General features: G+C 68.7%; 17 protein-coding genes. 8 read left to right on the forward strand and 9 right to left on the reverse strand.

Annotated features, from left to right (window positions below):
- Window positions 1-42 precede the first annotated feature (42 nt).
- Window positions 43-558 (reverse strand): MarR family winged helix-turn-helix transcriptional regulator, encoded by a 516-nt coding sequence (locus tag ASF54_RS03885; protein ID WP_055959036.1) that lies wholly within the window; start codon window positions 556-558, stop codon window positions 43-45.
- 227 nt (window positions 559-785) lie between these two features.
- Between ASF54_RS03885 and ASF54_RS16280 the strand changes: the two genes are divergently transcribed.
- Both ASF54_RS16280 and ASF54_RS03890 read left to right on the forward strand, forming a co-directional pair.
- Window positions 786-944, forward strand: a complete 159-nt coding sequence (locus ASF54_RS16280; RefSeq protein WP_157510008.1) for a hypothetical protein — start codon at window positions 786-788, stop codon at window positions 942-944.
- Window positions 941-1,141, forward strand: a complete 201-nt coding sequence (locus ASF54_RS03890) for a hypothetical protein (protein WP_123944480.1) — start codon at window positions 941-943, stop codon at window positions 1,139-1,141. The genes ASF54_RS16280 and ASF54_RS03890 overlap by 4 nt, the downstream gene beginning before the upstream one ends.
- Window positions 1,142-1,298: 157 nt before the next feature.
- Here ASF54_RS03890 and ASF54_RS03895 read toward each other — a convergent pair whose 3' ends face one another.
- Both ASF54_RS03895 and ASF54_RS03900 read right to left on the reverse strand, forming a co-directional pair.
- Window positions 1,299-1,517, reverse strand: coding sequence for a hypothetical protein (locus ASF54_RS03895; RefSeq protein WP_055959041.1), 219 nt, complete (start codon window positions 1,515-1,517; stop codon window positions 1,299-1,301).
- 108 nt (window positions 1,518-1,625) lie between these two features.
- Window positions 1,626-2,291 (reverse strand): peroxiredoxin-like family protein, encoded by a 666-nt coding sequence (locus ASF54_RS03900; RefSeq protein ID WP_055959044.1) that lies wholly within the window; start codon window positions 2,289-2,291, stop codon window positions 1,626-1,628.
- Between the two features lie 104 nt (window positions 2,292-2,395).
- Between ASF54_RS03900 and ASF54_RS03905 the strand changes: the two genes are divergently transcribed.
- Together ASF54_RS03905 and ASF54_RS03910 are read left to right on the forward strand one after the other, a co-directional pair.
- Window positions 2,396-3,184 (forward strand): YqjF family protein, encoded by a 789-nt coding sequence (locus tag ASF54_RS03905; protein ID WP_084815926.1) that lies wholly within the window; start codon window positions 2,396-2,398, stop codon window positions 3,182-3,184.
- Between the two features lie 84 nt (window positions 3,185-3,268).
- Window positions 3,269-3,493, forward strand: a complete 225-nt coding sequence (locus ASF54_RS03910) for a PLDc N-terminal domain-containing protein (protein ID WP_055959047.1) — start codon at window positions 3,269-3,271, stop codon at window positions 3,491-3,493.
- 39 nt (window positions 3,494-3,532) lie between these two features.
- On the opposite strand, the gene ASF54_RS03915 is transcribed toward ASF54_RS03910, so the two are convergent.
- Window positions 3,533-3,877 carry a YnfA family protein gene (locus tag ASF54_RS03915; protein WP_055959049.1) on the reverse strand — a complete coding sequence of 115 codons (345 nt, stop codon included), beginning with the start codon at window positions 3,875-3,877 and terminating at the stop codon, window positions 3,533-3,535.
- Between the two features lie 78 nt (window positions 3,878-3,955).
- Complete coding sequence (locus ASF54_RS03920) at window positions 3,956-5,149, reverse strand: MalY/PatB family protein (RefSeq protein WP_055959051.1); 1,194 nt, start codon at window positions 5,147-5,149, stop codon at window positions 3,956-3,958.
- Between the two features lie 109 nt (window positions 5,150-5,258).
- Here ASF54_RS03920 and ASF54_RS03925 point away from each other — a divergent pair, with 109 nt between their 5' ends.
- The 4 genes from ASF54_RS03925 (at window position 5,259) to ASF54_RS03940 (ending at window position 9,120) form a co-directional block, all read left to right on the forward strand.
- Window positions 5,259-6,161: an amino acid ABC transporter permease gene (locus tag ASF54_RS03925; RefSeq protein WP_084815927.1), complete on the forward strand. Its 903-nt coding sequence runs from the start codon at window positions 5,259-5,261 to the stop codon at window positions 6,159-6,161.
- The gene (locus ASF54_RS03930; RefSeq protein ID WP_055959054.1) at window positions 6,158-6,940 is read left to right on the forward strand and encodes an amino acid ABC transporter ATP-binding protein; all 783 of its coding nucleotides are present in this window, start codon (window positions 6,158-6,160) and stop codon (window positions 6,938-6,940) included. The genes ASF54_RS03925 and ASF54_RS03930 overlap by 4 nt, the downstream gene beginning before the upstream one ends.
- Window positions 6,941-6,972: 32 nt before the next feature.
- The gene (locus tag ASF54_RS03935; protein ID WP_055959057.1) at window positions 6,973-8,025 is read left to right on the forward strand and encodes a transporter substrate-binding domain-containing protein; all 1,053 of its coding nucleotides are present in this window, start codon (window positions 6,973-6,975) and stop codon (window positions 8,023-8,025) included.
- A 180-nt stretch (window positions 8,026-8,205) separates the two neighbouring features.
- On the forward strand, window positions 8,206-9,120 hold the full coding sequence (locus ASF54_RS03940) for a hypothetical protein (protein WP_055959060.1): 915 nt from the start codon (window positions 8,206-8,208) through the stop codon (window positions 9,118-9,120).
- 46 nt (window positions 9,121-9,166) lie between these two features.
- Here ASF54_RS03940 and ASF54_RS03945 read toward each other — a convergent pair whose 3' ends face one another.
- The 4 genes from ASF54_RS03945 to ASF54_RS03960 form a co-directional block, all read right to left on the reverse strand.
- Complete coding sequence (locus ASF54_RS03945; RefSeq protein WP_055959063.1) at window positions 9,167-11,221, reverse strand: FAD/NAD(P)-binding protein; 2,055 nt, start codon at window positions 11,219-11,221, stop codon at window positions 9,167-9,169.
- On the reverse strand, window positions 11,214-12,602 hold the full coding sequence (locus tag ASF54_RS03950) for an NtaA/DmoA family FMN-dependent monooxygenase (RefSeq protein WP_055959067.1): 1,389 nt from the start codon (window positions 12,600-12,602) through the stop codon (window positions 11,214-11,216). The genes ASF54_RS03945 and ASF54_RS03950 overlap by 8 nt, the downstream gene beginning before the upstream one ends.
- On the reverse strand, window positions 12,599-13,684 hold the full coding sequence (locus ASF54_RS03955) for an LLM class flavin-dependent oxidoreductase (RefSeq protein ID WP_055959070.1): 1,086 nt from the start codon (window positions 13,682-13,684) through the stop codon (window positions 12,599-12,601). The genes ASF54_RS03950 and ASF54_RS03955 overlap by 4 nt, the downstream gene beginning before the upstream one ends.
- Window positions 13,685-13,818: 134 nt before the next feature.
- Window positions 13,819-14,691: a 3-hydroxyacyl-CoA dehydrogenase gene (locus ASF54_RS03960; protein ID WP_055959073.1), complete on the reverse strand. Its 873-nt coding sequence runs from the start codon at window positions 14,689-14,691 to the stop codon at window positions 13,819-13,821.
- Window positions 14,692-14,701 lie beyond the last annotated feature (10 nt).

Consider the following 14,701-nt stretch of genomic DNA (forward strand, 5'->3'; position numbering starts at 1 on the left):
TAGCTAGTTGATCTAACCAGGTGCGCTCTCGGCCGAGCGCAGTCACTGGTCGGTGACGTCGATTGCCGCGGTCATCTCGCGAAGGAACTCCGTCACGGCCCGGGCAGCATCGGCGTCGAGGTTTTCGGCCGCCGAGATCATTCGCGCGTGCATTCCCGCCATCGTGGCGCGCACTTCGTCATCCGAGCCGCCCGTGGCGGTGATCAGCACGCCGCGCCGATCGGTCGGGTGGGCGTGACGTTGCAGGTGGCCGCTCTTCACCAGTCGGTTGATCAGCACCGATGTCGACGCGGTGGTGATCGCGAGATGCTCCGAGAGCGTCTTCGCCGAGACCGTCTCGCCAGCCCGCTGCGCCCGGAGGAGGAAGCGAATCGCAGCGAGATCGGTCTCACCCATCTTCATCGACGTGCGGGTGCGCTCGCGCATCTCTTTCTCGGCCTGACGGTAACGCCGGAGAGCGTTGAGCACCTCAGTGGCACGTTCTTCGGCGGTGACGTCGTACCAGAAGCCGGACGCGTCGAAGGTGCCCGAGGCCGCTGATGGCGTGGAATTCTCCATGGCCACACAGTAATTGCTAGACGCTGCAGGAATCGAAGAATCGATGTCTCACCGGGCGCGATTATCCGAATTACGCACCTTTGTCGCTGTAGCTAGACCGGCTAGGTACCTCCGGCCATACTCATCTCAGGCACCGGTTCACGGCGGTGCCGGCCCCGGTTCACGGCGGGGTCCAGTTCGAGTAGTTCCCCTCAGGCAGTGCAGGCTGTCAGAAATGAGATGAACAGATGTCCCTTCTCCGACCCCCCACCACGCAGGTCTCGCCCTTCTCCGAGATCCGCCAGATCGAGCGCAACAAGACCCTCGCGGTCATCGCGGCTTCCACCGTCGTTGCGACGAGCTGCCTCATCACGGCCGTCCTCGTGGCACTGGGCGTGCTCGCATGAGCATGTACCGTCGCGCCGAGAACGTCCCGCCCGTTCGCATCTCCGGTTACCCCAAGCGCCACCGCGGCTTTTTGAACGACGTGCGCCTCGCCACCGTCGATGCGATGCCGGTGCGCCAGCCCCGCCCAAAGCAGCCCGTCGAGGTCTGCTACGCCGACTTCTTCGCCCCAGCGGCTGAGGAGTTGGCAACCGCCTGACATCTTCGACCCCTCCTCCTCTTTCTGGCCCGGGCGTCGAAACTCCACAAATGGCCCATGTCGCGCAAGCGGCATGGGCCATTTGTGGAGTCTCGGCACCTCCGGCCACGTCGCAGCGGCCAAAAGGCGGGAGAGCTGAAGCGGAAGGGAGCCGGAGCTACTTCTCTTCGTGCTTCAGGGCGAGACCCAGGGCGAAGAAGGTTGGCGCCCAGTGGCCGATGAAGATGCCCCAGCGGTCGGACTGCGCCTTGTCAGACGCGTCTTTACCCTGCGACGCGAGCCACGCGACGAGAGCGATCACGATGGAGGCGAAACCGCCCCAGTAGGCGTGCTCGCTCTTGATGCCGACGTCGGAGAGAAATTTGATGGGGTTCATGGCAGCTCCTAGGAGTGAAGTGGTCGAGATAGGTTCACTCCACTCCTCGGAGCCAGCCACGGTCCAAGAAAAGTCTCCGGCCCGAGAGAAGCAGACGACCGCCGAGCGCTAGACGCCCGGCAGCGCGGCGACGATCGTGTCGACCTCGGTGCGGGTCGTGTAGTCGACGTGCACGTCGACGAATGTGACGATCTGGTCGCCGTCGACGACGATCACGGTCGGGAAAGGGATGTCGCCGGTGGCATCGGCGTTGCTGTCGGCCACGTCGAATCCGAGGTCGGTGTGGGCGTTGCGCGCGTCGGCGCTGGGCTCGGTCAGGAGCCCCAGCTGACGGACCAGCACGTTGCCGGGGTCGGAGAGCACGGTGTACTCGAGCGACCCGTTCGCGACCGAGAGCTCGCTGCCCTCGGGAGTCTGCGGGCTGATGGCGACCAGTTCGATGCCCCGCTCGCGAAGAGTCGGCAACAGCGACTCCTGGTAGTGCTTCAGGGTCAGGTTGCAGTACGGGCACCAGGATCCTCGGTAGAAGACGACGACGGCTCCCCCAGCGCCGAGAGCGTCGGCGAGCGCCACCGCCGTGCCGTCCGGTGCGACGAGGCTGGCGTCCGGCAGCCGCGACCCCACCGTCACTGCGGCATCCGGCACACCCGAGGCCGTCAGGGCGGCCTGCTCGTCAGCGAAGACGCCGCTCAGCCGCGGTCCGATCTGCGCGGTGAATCCGTCGTTGAACTCGTCGATCTGCGTCTTCAGGGTGGTCGTCGCGGTGCCGGTCATGGGTCGTCCTGTTCGGGTCGGGTCAGCTGGTGAATCGACAGTACGACTGCGCTTCAGGATCCGTCCTCCCGCCCGTAACGCGAAGTCATGCGTACGCTCGGCGTATGCCTGCCACCCCGCCCACCGCCGATCGACACGGCGCCGATCCACGTGGGGCCGAACCGGTCTCGACCAAGGCGCCCGATCTCGCCGGCCCCGCCGTCATCTCGCAGTTCTGGGGCGACCTCGCCTTTCTGCATTGGCGCGTCGACCCCGCTCTCGTCGAGCCGCATCTGCCGCACGGAGTACGCCCCGACGTCTTCGACGGCTCGAGCTGGGTCGGGCTGATTCCCTTTGAGCTGTCGCGCTCGGCGTTCGGCCCGTTGCCGCCGGTGCCCTACTTCGGCCGTTTCGCCGAGACCAACGTCCGCCTCTACGGCATCGGCCCCGACGGCCGTCGGAGCGTCGTCTTCCGCACCCTCGAGGCTGCAAAGCTCGTTCCCGTGCTGACGGCGCGCCTCGGTCTCGGCCTGCCCTACACCTGGGCCGACATGAGCATCGTCCGTGGCGGCGGCGCCATCACGTACGACAGCCGGCGGCGCTGGCCCCGGGCGACGACGGGCGACCCTCTCCCGCGCACGCACGTGAAGATACGCCCAGGATCCGAGACGGTCACGGGCGACCCGCTGGCGGACTTCTTGACGGCGCGCTGGGGCATGCATGTCGGGCGTGCTGGCCGGACGCGCTTCTGGCCCAACAACCACCCGGCCTGGGAGCTCCGCTCCGCCGAGCTGCTGGAGCTCGATGACGAGTTGCTGGCCGCGACCGGGTTCGAGGGTCTGGCCTCACGCCAGCCCGACTCGGTGCTTTATTCGCGGGGTGTGACGACGAGGTTCGCGGCGCCTACCGCGTAGCTCGCCCTCCCTGGTTTGCTCGCCTGCTAGGGTCGGCGCGATAGCAACGGGGTAGCCTTCCCCGAGCAGAATTGATGGTTAGTGATGTTTGGTGACTTCGGCGTCTCCCACCTGCTCGTACTCATCGCGATCGTCGCCCTCGACGTGATCGCGCTCGCGCAGGTCTGGAACGACAAGACGCGAAGCGACCTGGTCAAGATCGTGTGGACTCTCGCGATCGTCTTCCTCCCCCTGGTCGGCGGGCTCGGGTGGCTGGTCAACTGGCTGCTCGGCCGCCTCACGAAACGCATCGAGAAGCGCTCCGCCTAAAGCTCTCCCACCGCGTACTGACCAACCGGGAAGCGCCCGTCAGTCGGCGACCCGGGCGTGCGGCGCGAACATGATCACGGCCACGCCGAGCAGGCAGATGATGGCTCCGGTGATGTCCCAGCGGTCGGGCTGGAATTTGTCGGCGACGACCGCCCACACCAGCGAGCCGGCGACGAAGACCCCGCCGTACGCGGCGAGAATCCGCCCGAAGTCAGCGCTCGGCTGCAACGTCGCGATGAACCCGTAGGCGCCGAGTGCGACGATCCCGAGCCCGGCCCACCACCAGGCGCGCCCCTCGCGGACGGCCTGCCAGATCAGCCAGGCTCCGCCGATCTCGGCGACGGCGGCCACGGCGAACAGAATCACGATGCGGGCGATCGACATGCTCGATCATCGCAGGTGGTCGTCCTCTCGGCAGCGCCTGACTGCGGACGGCGCCTGCTGACGCCGTCCGCGACAGCACTAGGCCACGTGCCAGACGAGAGCGCCCTGCATGCTCGACGGGTAGGCGGCCGCGATCCGGGCGACGGCCTCGCGGAGGGTGTCGGGTGAGCACGCGAGGTTGAGTCGGGCGAAGCCGCGGCCCTCGGCGCCGAATCCGAGGCCCGAGTTGAGCGCCACGTAGGCGTGTTCTCGCAGCGGGACCGCCGGATCCTCGCCCAGCCCTAATCCACGGAAGTCGAGCCACGCGAGATAGCCCGCCTTGGGCCGGTGATAGACGACGCCCGGCAGCTGATCGGCGATGAGCTGGGCCAAAAGGCGGTCGTTGGCGACGATCTTCGCGATGGCATCGTCGAGCCAGCCCGTCGCGAGCGTGAAAGCGGCGATGTTGGCGTGCAGGCCGAGGATGCTGGTGCGACAGGCGACCTCGTCGGTGAACGTGTCGAGCAGGGCGGCCGTGCGGTCGTCGCCGGCGACCACGACCGAGCATTTGACGCCGGCGAGGTTCCAGCCCTTGCTGGCCGACGTGACGACCACCGAGCGGGCGCCGCGCGACTCGGCGATCGGCGCGAACGGCTCGAAGACGACGCCGGGGTGTGTCAGAGGCCCGTGGATCTCGTCGCTGATGACGAGCACGTCGTACTTCGCTGCCAGGTCGGCGAGCGCCTCGAGCGTCTCGCGGGAGTGGACGAGACCGACCGGGTTGTGCGGGTTGCACAGCAAGAAGACGCCGACCCCGTCGGCGAAGGTGCGTTCGAGGCCCTCCAGGTCGAGCGACCAGACGCCCCACTTCTCGAGCAGCGGTACTTCAGCGACCTGACATCGGGCCTCCTCGACGAGTTCGAAGAAGGGCGGGTACACGGGCGGGCAGATCGCGACCCGACCGGCGTCTGGCAGGGCCAGCCGGATCGTCTCGACGATGCCGACGCTGACATCGGTGGCGATGTGGACGCGACCAGGATCCAGCGCCCACCCCCAGCGATCCCGAGCAAACTGCGCGAAGGCCGGCGCGAGGGGGCCCGGCCCGTCGAGGTAGCCGAGGTCGGATGACCGGACCCGCGCCACGAGGGCCTCTTCGATCTCGGGGGCGATGCCGTGGTCCATCTCGGCGACGAACAGCGGGAGCACGTCGGGTGCGTAGCGCGTCCACTTGATGCTGGTGCGGGCCGCGCGGATGTGCGAGGTCGGATCCTGATCGTCGATGTGGTCGCCCATGCCGTCATGTTCCTCCGTCATCGCCCCGCGCGCGACTCCCGCTGTCACACCGGGAAATCTGGCGTCATGCACGAGCGGCCGAGCGCCGACGTCGGCAACACTGCAGGGCATGTCCACCCCCACCACGATCGAGAAGCGCACGCCGCCCCCTCCCGCCCCGCCACGATCCGACGATCTGCTTCGACTGGCCCGGCGCCCCGTGCGCTCCCTCCGCCACCCCCTCCAGTGGATCCTCACCGCGCTCGTCGTCGTCGTGGCGCTCAACTTCGGGCAGACCCTCTTCACCAACCCCGCGTGGGAGTGGGCGAAGGTGCCGGAGTACGTCGTCAGCCCCGCCGTCCTGACCGGCCTGAAGGTGACGCTGATCGTCACGCTGATCTCGGCCGTCGTGAGCTTCGCCGGCGGCATCGTCGTGGCGGTGGCTCGCCTCTCGCGCAACCCGGTGCTGAAGTCGCTGAGCTGGCTGTACGTGTGGGTGTTCCGATCGGTGCCCCTGATCCTCGTCCTGATCTTTCTGTACAACCTCGGCAGCCTCTACCCGACGATCGGCATCGGCGTCCCGTTCGGACCGCAGCTCTCGGTGCCGACCGTCGCGGTCCTCTCCGACATCACCCTGGGCGTCGTCGGTCTGAGCCTCGCCGAGATCGCGTTCGCCTCCGAGATCGTCCGGGCCGGTCTGCTCTCGGTCGACCACGGGCAGCACGAGGCGGCGAAAGCTCTCGGGCTCCCCCGATGGCGCCAGTTCTCTCGAATCATCCTGCCGCAGGCGCTCCGGTCGATCGTTCCGGCCTACGTGAACCAGATCGTCGGCCTGCTGAAGGGATCGTCGCTGCTCTTCTACGTGTCGCTGCTCGACCTCTTCGGAGTGGTGCAGAACCTCGGCAGCACGTACCCGACCGACATCATTCCCCTGCTCGTGGTCGCGACCATGTGGTATCTGCTGCTGACCAGTGTCATCTCGCTCGTGCAGTACTTCATCGAACGCCACTACTCGAAGGGAGTCGCCCGATGAGCACCGCTCTCGCGACCATCACCGGCGGTGCCGTCTCGATCCGCCACGCCACCAAGTCGTTCGGCTCCAAGGCCGTGCTGAACGGGATCGATCTCGATGTGCCGGCGGGCTCGGTCACGGCGATCATCGGGCCGTCAGGATCCGGTAAATCGACACTGCTTCGCACCATAAATCACCTGGAACGACTCGATGAGGGCTACGTCACCGTGGGTGACCAGCTGATCGGGGTGAAGGTGCACGGCGAGCGGTTCACCGAGCTCCCGGAGCGGGCGATCCTCCGACAGCGCTCCCGCATCGGGTTCGTCTTTCAGGGCTTCCACCTCTTTCCGCACCTGACCGCGCTCGAGAACGTCGTCGAGGCCCCGGTCGCCCACCGGCGCCCGCTGGCCGAGGCGCGCGAAGTAGCACAGCGGCTGCTCGAGCGCGTCGGGCTCGGCGACCGGGGTGATGCCTACCCGGCCGAGCTGTCGGGTGGGCAGAAGCAACGCGTCGCCATCGCGCGGGCGTTGGCGCTGGATCCTGCCCTCATCCTGTTCGACGAGCCGACGAGCGCTCTCGACCCCGAGCTCGTCTCGGATGTGCTCGAGGTGATCCGTGCTCTCGCGGGCTCCGGCACCACGCTCGTGATCGTCACCCACGAGATCTCGTTCGCCCGCGAGATCGCCGACCAGGTCGTCTTCATCGACGACGGTCGCATCATCGAGCAAGGGTCGCCCGCGCAGGTGCTCGACCACCCGTCGCATCCCCGCACGCAGGATTTCCTTCGTCGCGTCCTCTAACCACCCTTCCACCACCTCTCAGGAGCACAGCAATGCCTCTCGCCCCTCTCCGCTCGCCATCACCCGCGCGCTCGCTTTCACGCCTCCGCCTCGTCGGAGCCCTCGCGCTCAGCGCCTCCCTCGTCGGCGGTCTCGCCGCCTGCTCATCGTCGGCGGATGCGGGTACTGGCTCGGACTCCGCCTCGGGCTCGTCGACCTCCGTCACCGTGGGTGCCGCCTCGAATGGCGCCGCCACCGAGACCACCATCAACGTGGCGACGGTCGAGTCGATCCGAAAGGAGCTGCCGGCCGATGTGCGGAAATCAGGAAAGCTCGTGATCGGTGTCGGCAACCTCCCCGCCGGATTCCCGCCGCTGTCGTACCTCGGCGACGACCAGAAGACCCAGACCGGCTCCGAGCCCGACCTCGGCCGCCTCGTCGCCAAGGTGCTCGGCCTCGACCCCGAGATCAAGGCCGCCACCTGGGACAACCTCTTCGTCGGCATCGACACCGGAGCCACCGACGTCGGCCTCTCGAACATCACCGACACCGAGCAGCGCAAAGAAAAATACGACTTCGCCTCCTACCGCGAAGACAACCTCGCGTTCGCGGTCAAGAAGTCGAGCACGTGGGAGTTCGACGGCGACTACGAGAACCTGGCCGACCAGACCATCGCGGTGAGCGCCGGCACCAACCAGGAGAAGCTGCTGCTCGAGTGGCAGAAGAAGTTGAAGACGGAGGGCAAGACGCTGACCCTCAAGTACTTCCCCGACACCAACTCCACCTACCTCGCCCTGAACTCCGGCAAGATCGACTCACTCTTCGGCCCGAACCCGGGGATCGCCTACCAGAACACCCAGTCCGCCGATTCGGCGAACCCCACGAGGACGGCCGGCACATTTTCGGGTGCGGGATCCTCGTTGCAGGGTCTGATCGCCGCCACCACGAAGAAGGGCAGCGGTCTCGCCGAGCCTCTGGCCGACGCGATCAACTACCTGATCGAGCACGGGCAGTACGAGACGTGGCTAAAGGCCTACAACCTCGCCGACGAGGGCGTCGAGAAGTCGCTCGTCAACCCGCCCGGCCTGCCCCTCGACAACGAGTAGCTGTTCTCCACCCCTCCCTCCCTCCCTCCCCTCTCCCCCCGGGGCGTGAGTGTCCACGATCTGCTGATGTTGCGTGTCGAACATCAGCAGATCGTGGACACTCACCGTTGCACGGGTGGAAAGACAGGGGGGTGTGGAGAAGGGAAACGGGGAAGAGAAGGGGGCGGCGACGATGTCGGGATGCAGAAGAAAGAGCTCCCGGCCGAACTCAGGGGCACCGCGTTTCGGGTCAGCGACGCTCTCGAGAGCGGGGTGGCGGCGCATCGGCTTCGCGCCCTCGACCTCCGGTCACCGCACTCGGGTCTGCGCTCCACCGGCGAGACCCCGACGGATCTGCTGACGCGATGCCTTGAACTCGTGCCACTCCTCGGCGAGGGCCGCTGCTTCAGCCACATCACGGCCGCGCAGCTCTGGGGGTTGCCGGTTCCGCTGGGCACCGCGCTCCACGACACGAACCTGCACGTGACGTCGACCGGCCCGACCCGCGAACCACGGCGGCCCGGCATTACCGGCCACCGCAGTGCGGACGCGCTCGTGATGAACCACCTCGGTCTGCCGATCGTGTCGCCGCTCCGCGCCTGGGGCCAGTGCGCCGAGACGTTCGGCGTCGACGATCTCGTGATCATGGGCGACGCCCTGGTATCGAAGTGGTCACCCCATCGGCCGGCGCGGTTTCGCACTCTGCGGCAACTCGCCCAGCTGGCGCAGCGGTGGGAGGGGCGCCGAGGCGCCCTGGCGCTGCGAGAGGCGCTGGCACTCGTGCGACTCCGATCGTGGTCGCCGAAAGAGACGGAGCTGCGCCTCTTCATCGTCCGGTGCGGGCGGCTGGAACCACCGGAGTTGAACCGCCGCATGTACGCCGCCGACGGCAGCTACCTGGGGCGCCCCGACCTGGCCTACCGCGACCGCAAGATCGGCATCGAGTACGAGGGCGACTACCACCTAGTGTCGGCGTCGACGTTCCGCTCCGACATCGCCCGCCGGGAGCGCTTCGCGGACGACGGCTGGCGCACCCTCCGCGTCACCGGCGACGATCTCGCGTCCCCCGCCGAACTGGAGTCTCGCTGCCGCAGGTTTCTCCCGCCCGCCCCGTGATGCCCCCTTTGCTGTGGTCGTCCAAGAGGTGAGTGTCCACGATCGGCTAGTCCGAGCCGCCTGACATCAGCAGATCGTGGACACTCACCTCTTCGGCGGACGGAGGGGTGGGAGTGGCGGGAGCGACAGAGGACAGGACGCCACGGGCGACGGCGTCGTTCTCACGGAAGGCGAGCGCGTTCGTGCGAGGGCGCGAGAAGGCGCCCACGAACGGCGCCGACGTAGACGGCCCCACGGCGAAACGGCGGGGGTGCGCGGTGCCGTCAGGGCGGCGGACGCGAGCATCGGCGCCGATCACCGAGACGAGCCCGGTGGCGAAGCGAGGCGCGGCCGCGGAAGCATCGGCACCGGCGTCGACACCATCGACACCACCGAGACCGACGGCAGGATCCGACACCACGTGCTCGACCCCGACCCCGCTCTCCACCAGATCCCGCAGCACCGGGTTGTCGCTCGTCGACACGCTCTCGGAGGGCAGCCACGCGTCGACGAGGGCCCGGGCCGTCACGACGTCGCTCGTGCTCGAGCCGCGCGCCGTGAACTGGCCAGTGGCTTCGTCGGCCGCGACCGTCATGCCCGCACCGAAGAACGTGACGATTCCGGCCTCGGCCAGCGCCAGCATCTCTTCCAGACGGGGGCCGGGCGGCCCCGACGACACAAAGCTGAAGTACCGCACCCACCCACCGCCGAGGTCGCGTTCGCGCGACTCGGCCGTCCAGTTCGGCGCGTCGACGATGCCGAGCACGACGCCATACGCCTGCAGCAGCGACAGGAAGAGGCCCTGGGTGGCACTGTGCCGGGGGTGAGTGCGCCGGTCGAGATCGTCGCGGATGTACTCGCGCACGGCGGCGTCGACGTCGGCGAGGGGCAGGCCTGCAGACGCCGCGCCGGTCGAAGCCTGCCCAACAGAAGACAACCCGTCGAGCGGCCGATCGAAACGCACGAGATCGAGCTCGTCTGCGGGGTCGACCAGCGCGTCGGCGACGAGCTCGTGGCGATCGTCGCCGAACGGGTCGACCGCGTCGAGCCGGGCCACGAACGACTCCCACGGGATGCGCACCCGCGACGGGTGCCCCGAGAAGAGCTCGGCGTAGTACCCGTGCAGCATCTCTTTCGCGATGGCGGGCCACACGTGCTCGCGAAAGTCGAGTCGCTCGTGCGCGGCCACGATCGACGCGGCGATCGGAGCGGAGAAGTACCGCGGAGCCGGAGGCGCTCCCACGAGGGCCGAGGTGATCTTCGAGTGGTACGGCACACCGCGGCCCGAGCCGATCACGATCCGCGGCTCCCGCCCCGACGGCGTGTAGCGGAGCGCCCCCTCGACCCGCGTGAAGCGACCGCCGCGCCCCTCCCCGAGCAGCACCAGCAGGTCGACGGCGGCGAGTCCGAGCCCGCGCACGAGTACCGTCTCGCCGGCGGCGATGCCGGAGAGGTCGGCATCGGCCGTGTACGACGGTGGCAGGTAGAAGAGGTCGTGGGCTCCGGCGAACGCCGCGAGGCCCGCAGACTCCGCGTCGAGGGCGCTCGAGGAGTGACCGAGGGCGTACACCACCGCGTCGACCTCGATCGCGCCGCCGTGCTCCAGCCGAACGCGCTGGCGCCCGCCCGGCCGGTCGTCGACGGCGACCGCCGGATCCTCGTCGTGTGTCACCGTCAGCCCCTCCGGCAGCCGCGACAGCGTGCGCCGGAGGAACCAGTCGAGGTAGAGGCTCTGCAGGCGCCTCGTGGGGAAGCTCTTCGGGCCGAGGCCCGCGAGCTCGGTGGCGAGCGCAGGATCCGACGGGGTCACGTCGCGGATGAGACCGTCCCGAACCAACCGCGCCCACTCGGCGAGGGAGGGCCCGGGCACGATCGGCCCCTCGATGGTGCTCGACGAGTCGGTGAACAGGGTGACGTCTTCGGCCAGCGAGTTGAGCTTCAGGAGGGGCGACTGGTCGAAGCGCCAGATGCGCCCCGGCCCGGCCGGGTGCGGGTCGATGAGGCGGATGTGCAGCGCGCCACCGAACTCGGCGTGGTTCTCGGCCAGGCGTTCGACGAGGCCGATCCCGCGCGGTCCGGCACCGATGATGGCGACGACCGTCGGCTGCGCGCGGTCAGCCATGGGCGTCGGCGGGCTCAGGTGCCGCTGCCGTGGGGGTCTGCACGCCCGCACCACCCCGACGGGTGAGCGGGGCGCGCAGGCCCAGGTTCTCGCGGAGCGTTTCGCCCGGGTACTCGGTCCAGTAGATGCCGCGCTCCTGCATCGCGGGCACGAGCTTGTTCACGATGTCGTCGAGCCCGGTCGGCACCAGCCACGGGCTGACGTTGAATCCGTCGACGACGTGCTGCTCCGAGAACGGGATCAGCTCGTCGGCGATGCTGTCGGCCGTGCCCGCGAAGCCGCGACGGGTGCCGATCTCGATGACGAGTTCGCGCAGCGACAGCTTCTTGGTCTCGGCGAGGGCGCGCCAGGCCGTCGCGGTCTCGAGGGCTTTAGCGGCCCGGAAGCCCGCGCCGCGCGTCTCGCCCGTCTCGGCCTGCACCGGGTCGAAGCTCGGCAGGTCTCCGTCGGGGTCGTGCCCGTCGAGGCTCGTGCCCCAGAGCTGCTCGACGAACGCCAGCGCGGTGGCCGGCGTGACCTGGTTCTCGCGCACCCAGCGCACCTTGTCGTCGACCTCCGCGAGGGTGTCGGCGATGATGAACTCCTGCCCGGGGAAGATCTTGAGGTCGTCGGCGGGCCGCCCCGCGGCGACCGTGCGAGCGCGGATGTCGTGGGCGAAGTCGCGAGCCGCCTCGAACGTGTTGTGGGCCGAGAAGATCACTTCGGCGTGGCGGGCGGCGAAGTCGCGCCCCTCCCCGGAGTCGCCGGCTTGGAACAGCACCGGGTGCTCCTGGGGGCTGCGCGGCAGCGATCCCGAGGCGTCGACCGAGTAGTAGCCCGTGTCGTACTGGAACGGCGCGGGCGCGGCTCCCCACTGAGGTGCCTGCCGATCCACGGCGATGCCGGCCGGGTCGCGGGAATCCCAGACCCGCCGGGCGATCGCGATGACGTCAGCCGCGTGCGAGTAGCGATCGGAGTGATCGAGGTAGCCGCCGCGACGGAAGTTCTCGCCCGTCCAGGCGTTGTCGGTCGTGACGACGTTCCAGGCGGCTCGCCCGCCCGACAGCAGGTCGAGGCTCTGCAGCCGGTGGGCCAGGTCGACCGGGTCGTTGTAGGTCGTGTTCTGCGTCGCGACCAGGCCGATGTCGCGCGTGATCGCCGCGAGTGCCGCCAGCTGAGTGAAGGCGTCGGGACGCCCCGCCACGTCGAGGGCGTGGAGTGCACCCAGGTGTTCGCGCAACCGCAGCCCTTCGCCGAGGAAGAACGCCGTGAACAGCCCGCGCTCGGCGGTCTCGATGAGGCGCCGGAAGCTCTCGAACTCGGTCTGCGACCCGCTGTCGGGGTGCGACCACACGGTCGAGAAGTTGACGCCCTGAAAGAAGACGCCCAATTGGATGCTCATCGAGAGACCTCCGCGAATCGGTTGACGGTAGCTCCGAGCCCGAGGCTCTCGCGGAGGGTGCTTCCGACGAGGGGCGACCGGAAGACGCCGACATCTCGGAGGCGGGGCAGAACGGCGCGGGCCAGCTCGTCGAGGTCGTGGCCCAGCACGGCGGGCCGGATCCTGACGCCGTCGACGACATCGGTGAGAGAGACCAGGATCCTCGCCAACCCCTCGGCGTTGCCGACGTAGCGCGCGCGACCGCTGCCGGCCCACACGGCGTGCTCGTCCAGAGCCGCGACGCGTTCGGCGCCGGTCTGCCCCGCCCGGTCGAGGGCGGTCTCGAGTTCGAGGATCACGCGGGTGTCGGCGGGATGAGCCGCGCGAGCCTCTCGGACAGCGCCAAGCGAGGCGTCGAGGGGCGCGTCGACCAGCACCACGTCGGCGCCGATCCCCGAGTGGGCGGAGAAGACCGGCAGCTGACCCTGCGGCGAGCGCGGCAGGATCGCCGGGCCCCTGACCGAGAAGCGGTGCCCCTCGAAGTCGGCGTAGTGCACTTTGGCGGGGTCGAAGAAGCGGCCGGTCGAGACGTCGCGGATCACGGCGTCGCCCTCCCAGGTATCCCAGAGGCGGCGGATGGCCTCGACGACGTCCGTCAGTTCTTCGGCGACGAGCCGGGCCGGGAGCGGTTCGCGGCCGTGTCGAGCGGCGATCCGGGGATCCTCGTCGCCTTCGATCAGTACTCCGGCGCGCCCGAGCGAGGCCGTGTCGACCGTGGCCGTCTGGGTCGCCAGGTGGAACGGCTCGGTGTAGAGGCCGTGCACGACCGGAATGAGGCCGAGCGCGCTGGTGAGAGGTGCGGTGAACGACGCCTGGAGCACGGCGTCGAGGCGGGCCGTCGGGCCATCGACATCTCGTGGCGGGAGGGGGTGGTCGCTGAAGGTCACGGCAGTGACACCCGCGCGCTCGGCCGCGCTGACGTTCGCGCTGACCCAGGCGGCGCTCAGCAGCTCGCCGGGTTCGGCGTCCGCGTGCCGCCACGCGGCAGGGTGGCTGCCCGCTCCGTCGATGTCGACGATCACGGCGAAAGGAGAGGTGCTCATCTCCAACACCCTAAAGAGCACCCCCAGCGCGGTGCGCTCCCCCACGTCTCGCAACGTAACCCAGCCGGGTGATCGTCCGCGATCTGCTGGTGCCAGAGAGTCGGCATCAGCAGATCGCGGAGAGTCACGGCCCGCTAGTAGACGTAGAAGCCCTCACCGGTCGCGGTGCCGAGCTTGCCCTTGTCGATGTAGTTCTCCTTGAGGTAGGCGGCGAAGTACTGCGAGCCCTCGTCGGGCGAGGCGACCGACACGTTGTACGCCGTGGTCAGGCCGATCACGTCGAAGATCTGAAACGGACCGAGCGGCGCCCCGGTGCCGATCCGCCAGGTCTTGTCGACGGTCGCAGGATCCGCGACACCCTCGAGCAGCAACCCGGCGGCCGCGTTCAGCAGCGGCACCAGCAGAGAATTGAGCACGTAGCCCGCCTTCTCCTTCTTGATCTCGATGGGTTCGAGACCACTGCGCCCGGCGAAGTCGACGACCGCCTCGTAGACGGCAGGGTCGGTGTCGGTGGTGCCCATCACCTCGGCGGTGTTCTGCTGCCAGACGTGGTTCGCGTAGTGCAGTGCGAGAAAGCGCGTCGGCCGACCGGTGAACGACTTGAGGTCGCTCGGCAGAAGCGTCGACGAGTTCGTCGCGAAGATCGTGTGCTCGGGAGCCACCCCGGCGAGCTTCTCGTAGAGATCGCGCTTGATGTCGAGACTCTCGGGGACGGCCTCGATCACGAGGTCGGCCTCTTTGACCGCGTCGCCGAGGTCGGCGGTGAGCCGGATGCGGTCGAGAGCCGCGCGTGCTCCGCCGTTCTCGGATCCTTTGACCCGGTCGTGCTCGTACACGCCGACGAGCTGCTCGAACCGCGGGCCAGCCGCGGCGACGGCATCGTCGCTCACGTCGTAGGCGGTCACGTCGAAGCCGTGGAAGGCCGCCTGGAATGCGATCTGCGAGCCGAGAACGCCGCTGCCGAGCACGGTGACGCGCTGGATCGGGGCGATGGGGGAATCGGACATGGGGGGTTCC

The organism is Frondihabitans sp. Leaf304 (assembly GCF_001423105.1).
Classification (GTDB): Bacteria; Actinomycetota; Actinomycetes; order Actinomycetales; family Microbacteriaceae; genus Frondihabitans.

Bases quoted from the DNA above. Each gene is read 5' to 3' on its own strand.
- ASF54_RS03935 (WP_055959057.1), top strand. From the start codon at position 6,973: ATGCCTCTCGCCCCTCTCCGCTCGCCATCACCCGCGCGCTCGCTTTCA.
- ASF54_RS03920 (WP_055959051.1), bottom strand. From the start codon at position 5,149: ATGGGCGACCACATCGACGATCAGGATCCGACCTCGCACATCCGCGCG.
- ASF54_RS03955 (WP_055959070.1), bottom strand. From the start codon at position 13,684: ATGAGCACCTCTCCTTTCGCCGTGATCGTCGACATCGACGGAGCGGGC.
- ASF54_RS03950 (WP_055959067.1), bottom strand. From the start codon at position 12,602: ATGAGCATCCAATTGGGCGTCTTCTTTCAGGGCGTCAACTTCTCGACC.
- ASF54_RS03915 (WP_055959049.1), bottom strand. From the start codon at position 3,877: ATGTCGATCGCCCGCATCGTGATTCTGTTCGCCGTGGCCGCCGTCGCC.
- ASF54_RS03940 (WP_055959060.1), top strand. From the start codon at position 8,206: ATGCAGAAGAAAGAGCTCCCGGCCGAACTCAGGGGCACCGCGTTTCGG.
- ASF54_RS03885 (WP_055959036.1), bottom strand. From the start codon at position 558: ATGGAGAATTCCACGCCATCAGCGGCCTCGGGCACCTTCGACGCGTCC.
- ASF54_RS03900 (WP_055959044.1), bottom strand. From the start codon at position 2,291: ATGACCGGCACCGCGACGACCACCCTGAAGACGCAGATCGACGAGTTC.
- ASF54_RS03905 (WP_084815926.1), top strand. From the start codon at position 2,396: ATGCCTGCCACCCCGCCCACCGCCGATCGACACGGCGCCGATCCACGT.
- ASF54_RS03930 (WP_055959054.1), top strand. From the start codon at position 6,158: ATGAGCACCGCTCTCGCGACCATCACCGGCGGTGCCGTCTCGATCCGC.
- ASF54_RS03945 (WP_055959063.1), bottom strand. From the start codon at position 11,221: ATGGCTGACCGCGCGCAGCCGACGGTCGTCGCCATCATCGGTGCCGGA.
- ASF54_RS03910 (WP_055959047.1), top strand. From the start codon at position 3,269: ATGTTTGGTGACTTCGGCGTCTCCCACCTGCTCGTACTCATCGCGATC.
- ASF54_RS03925 (WP_084815927.1), top strand. From the start codon at position 5,259: ATGTCCACCCCCACCACGATCGAGAAGCGCACGCCGCCCCCTCCCGCC.
- ASF54_RS03960 (WP_055959073.1), bottom strand. From the start codon at position 14,691: ATGTCCGATTCCCCCATCGCCCCGATCCAGCGCGTCACCGTGCTCGGC.
- ASF54_RS16280 (WP_157510008.1), top strand. From the start codon at position 786: ATGTCCCTTCTCCGACCCCCCACCACGCAGGTCTCGCCCTTCTCCGAG.
- ASF54_RS03890 (WP_123944480.1), top strand. From the start codon at position 941: ATGAGCATGTACCGTCGCGCCGAGAACGTCCCGCCCGTTCGCATCTCC.
- ASF54_RS03895 (WP_055959041.1), bottom strand. From the start codon at position 1,517: ATGAACCCCATCAAATTTCTCTCCGACGTCGGCATCAAGAGCGAGCAC.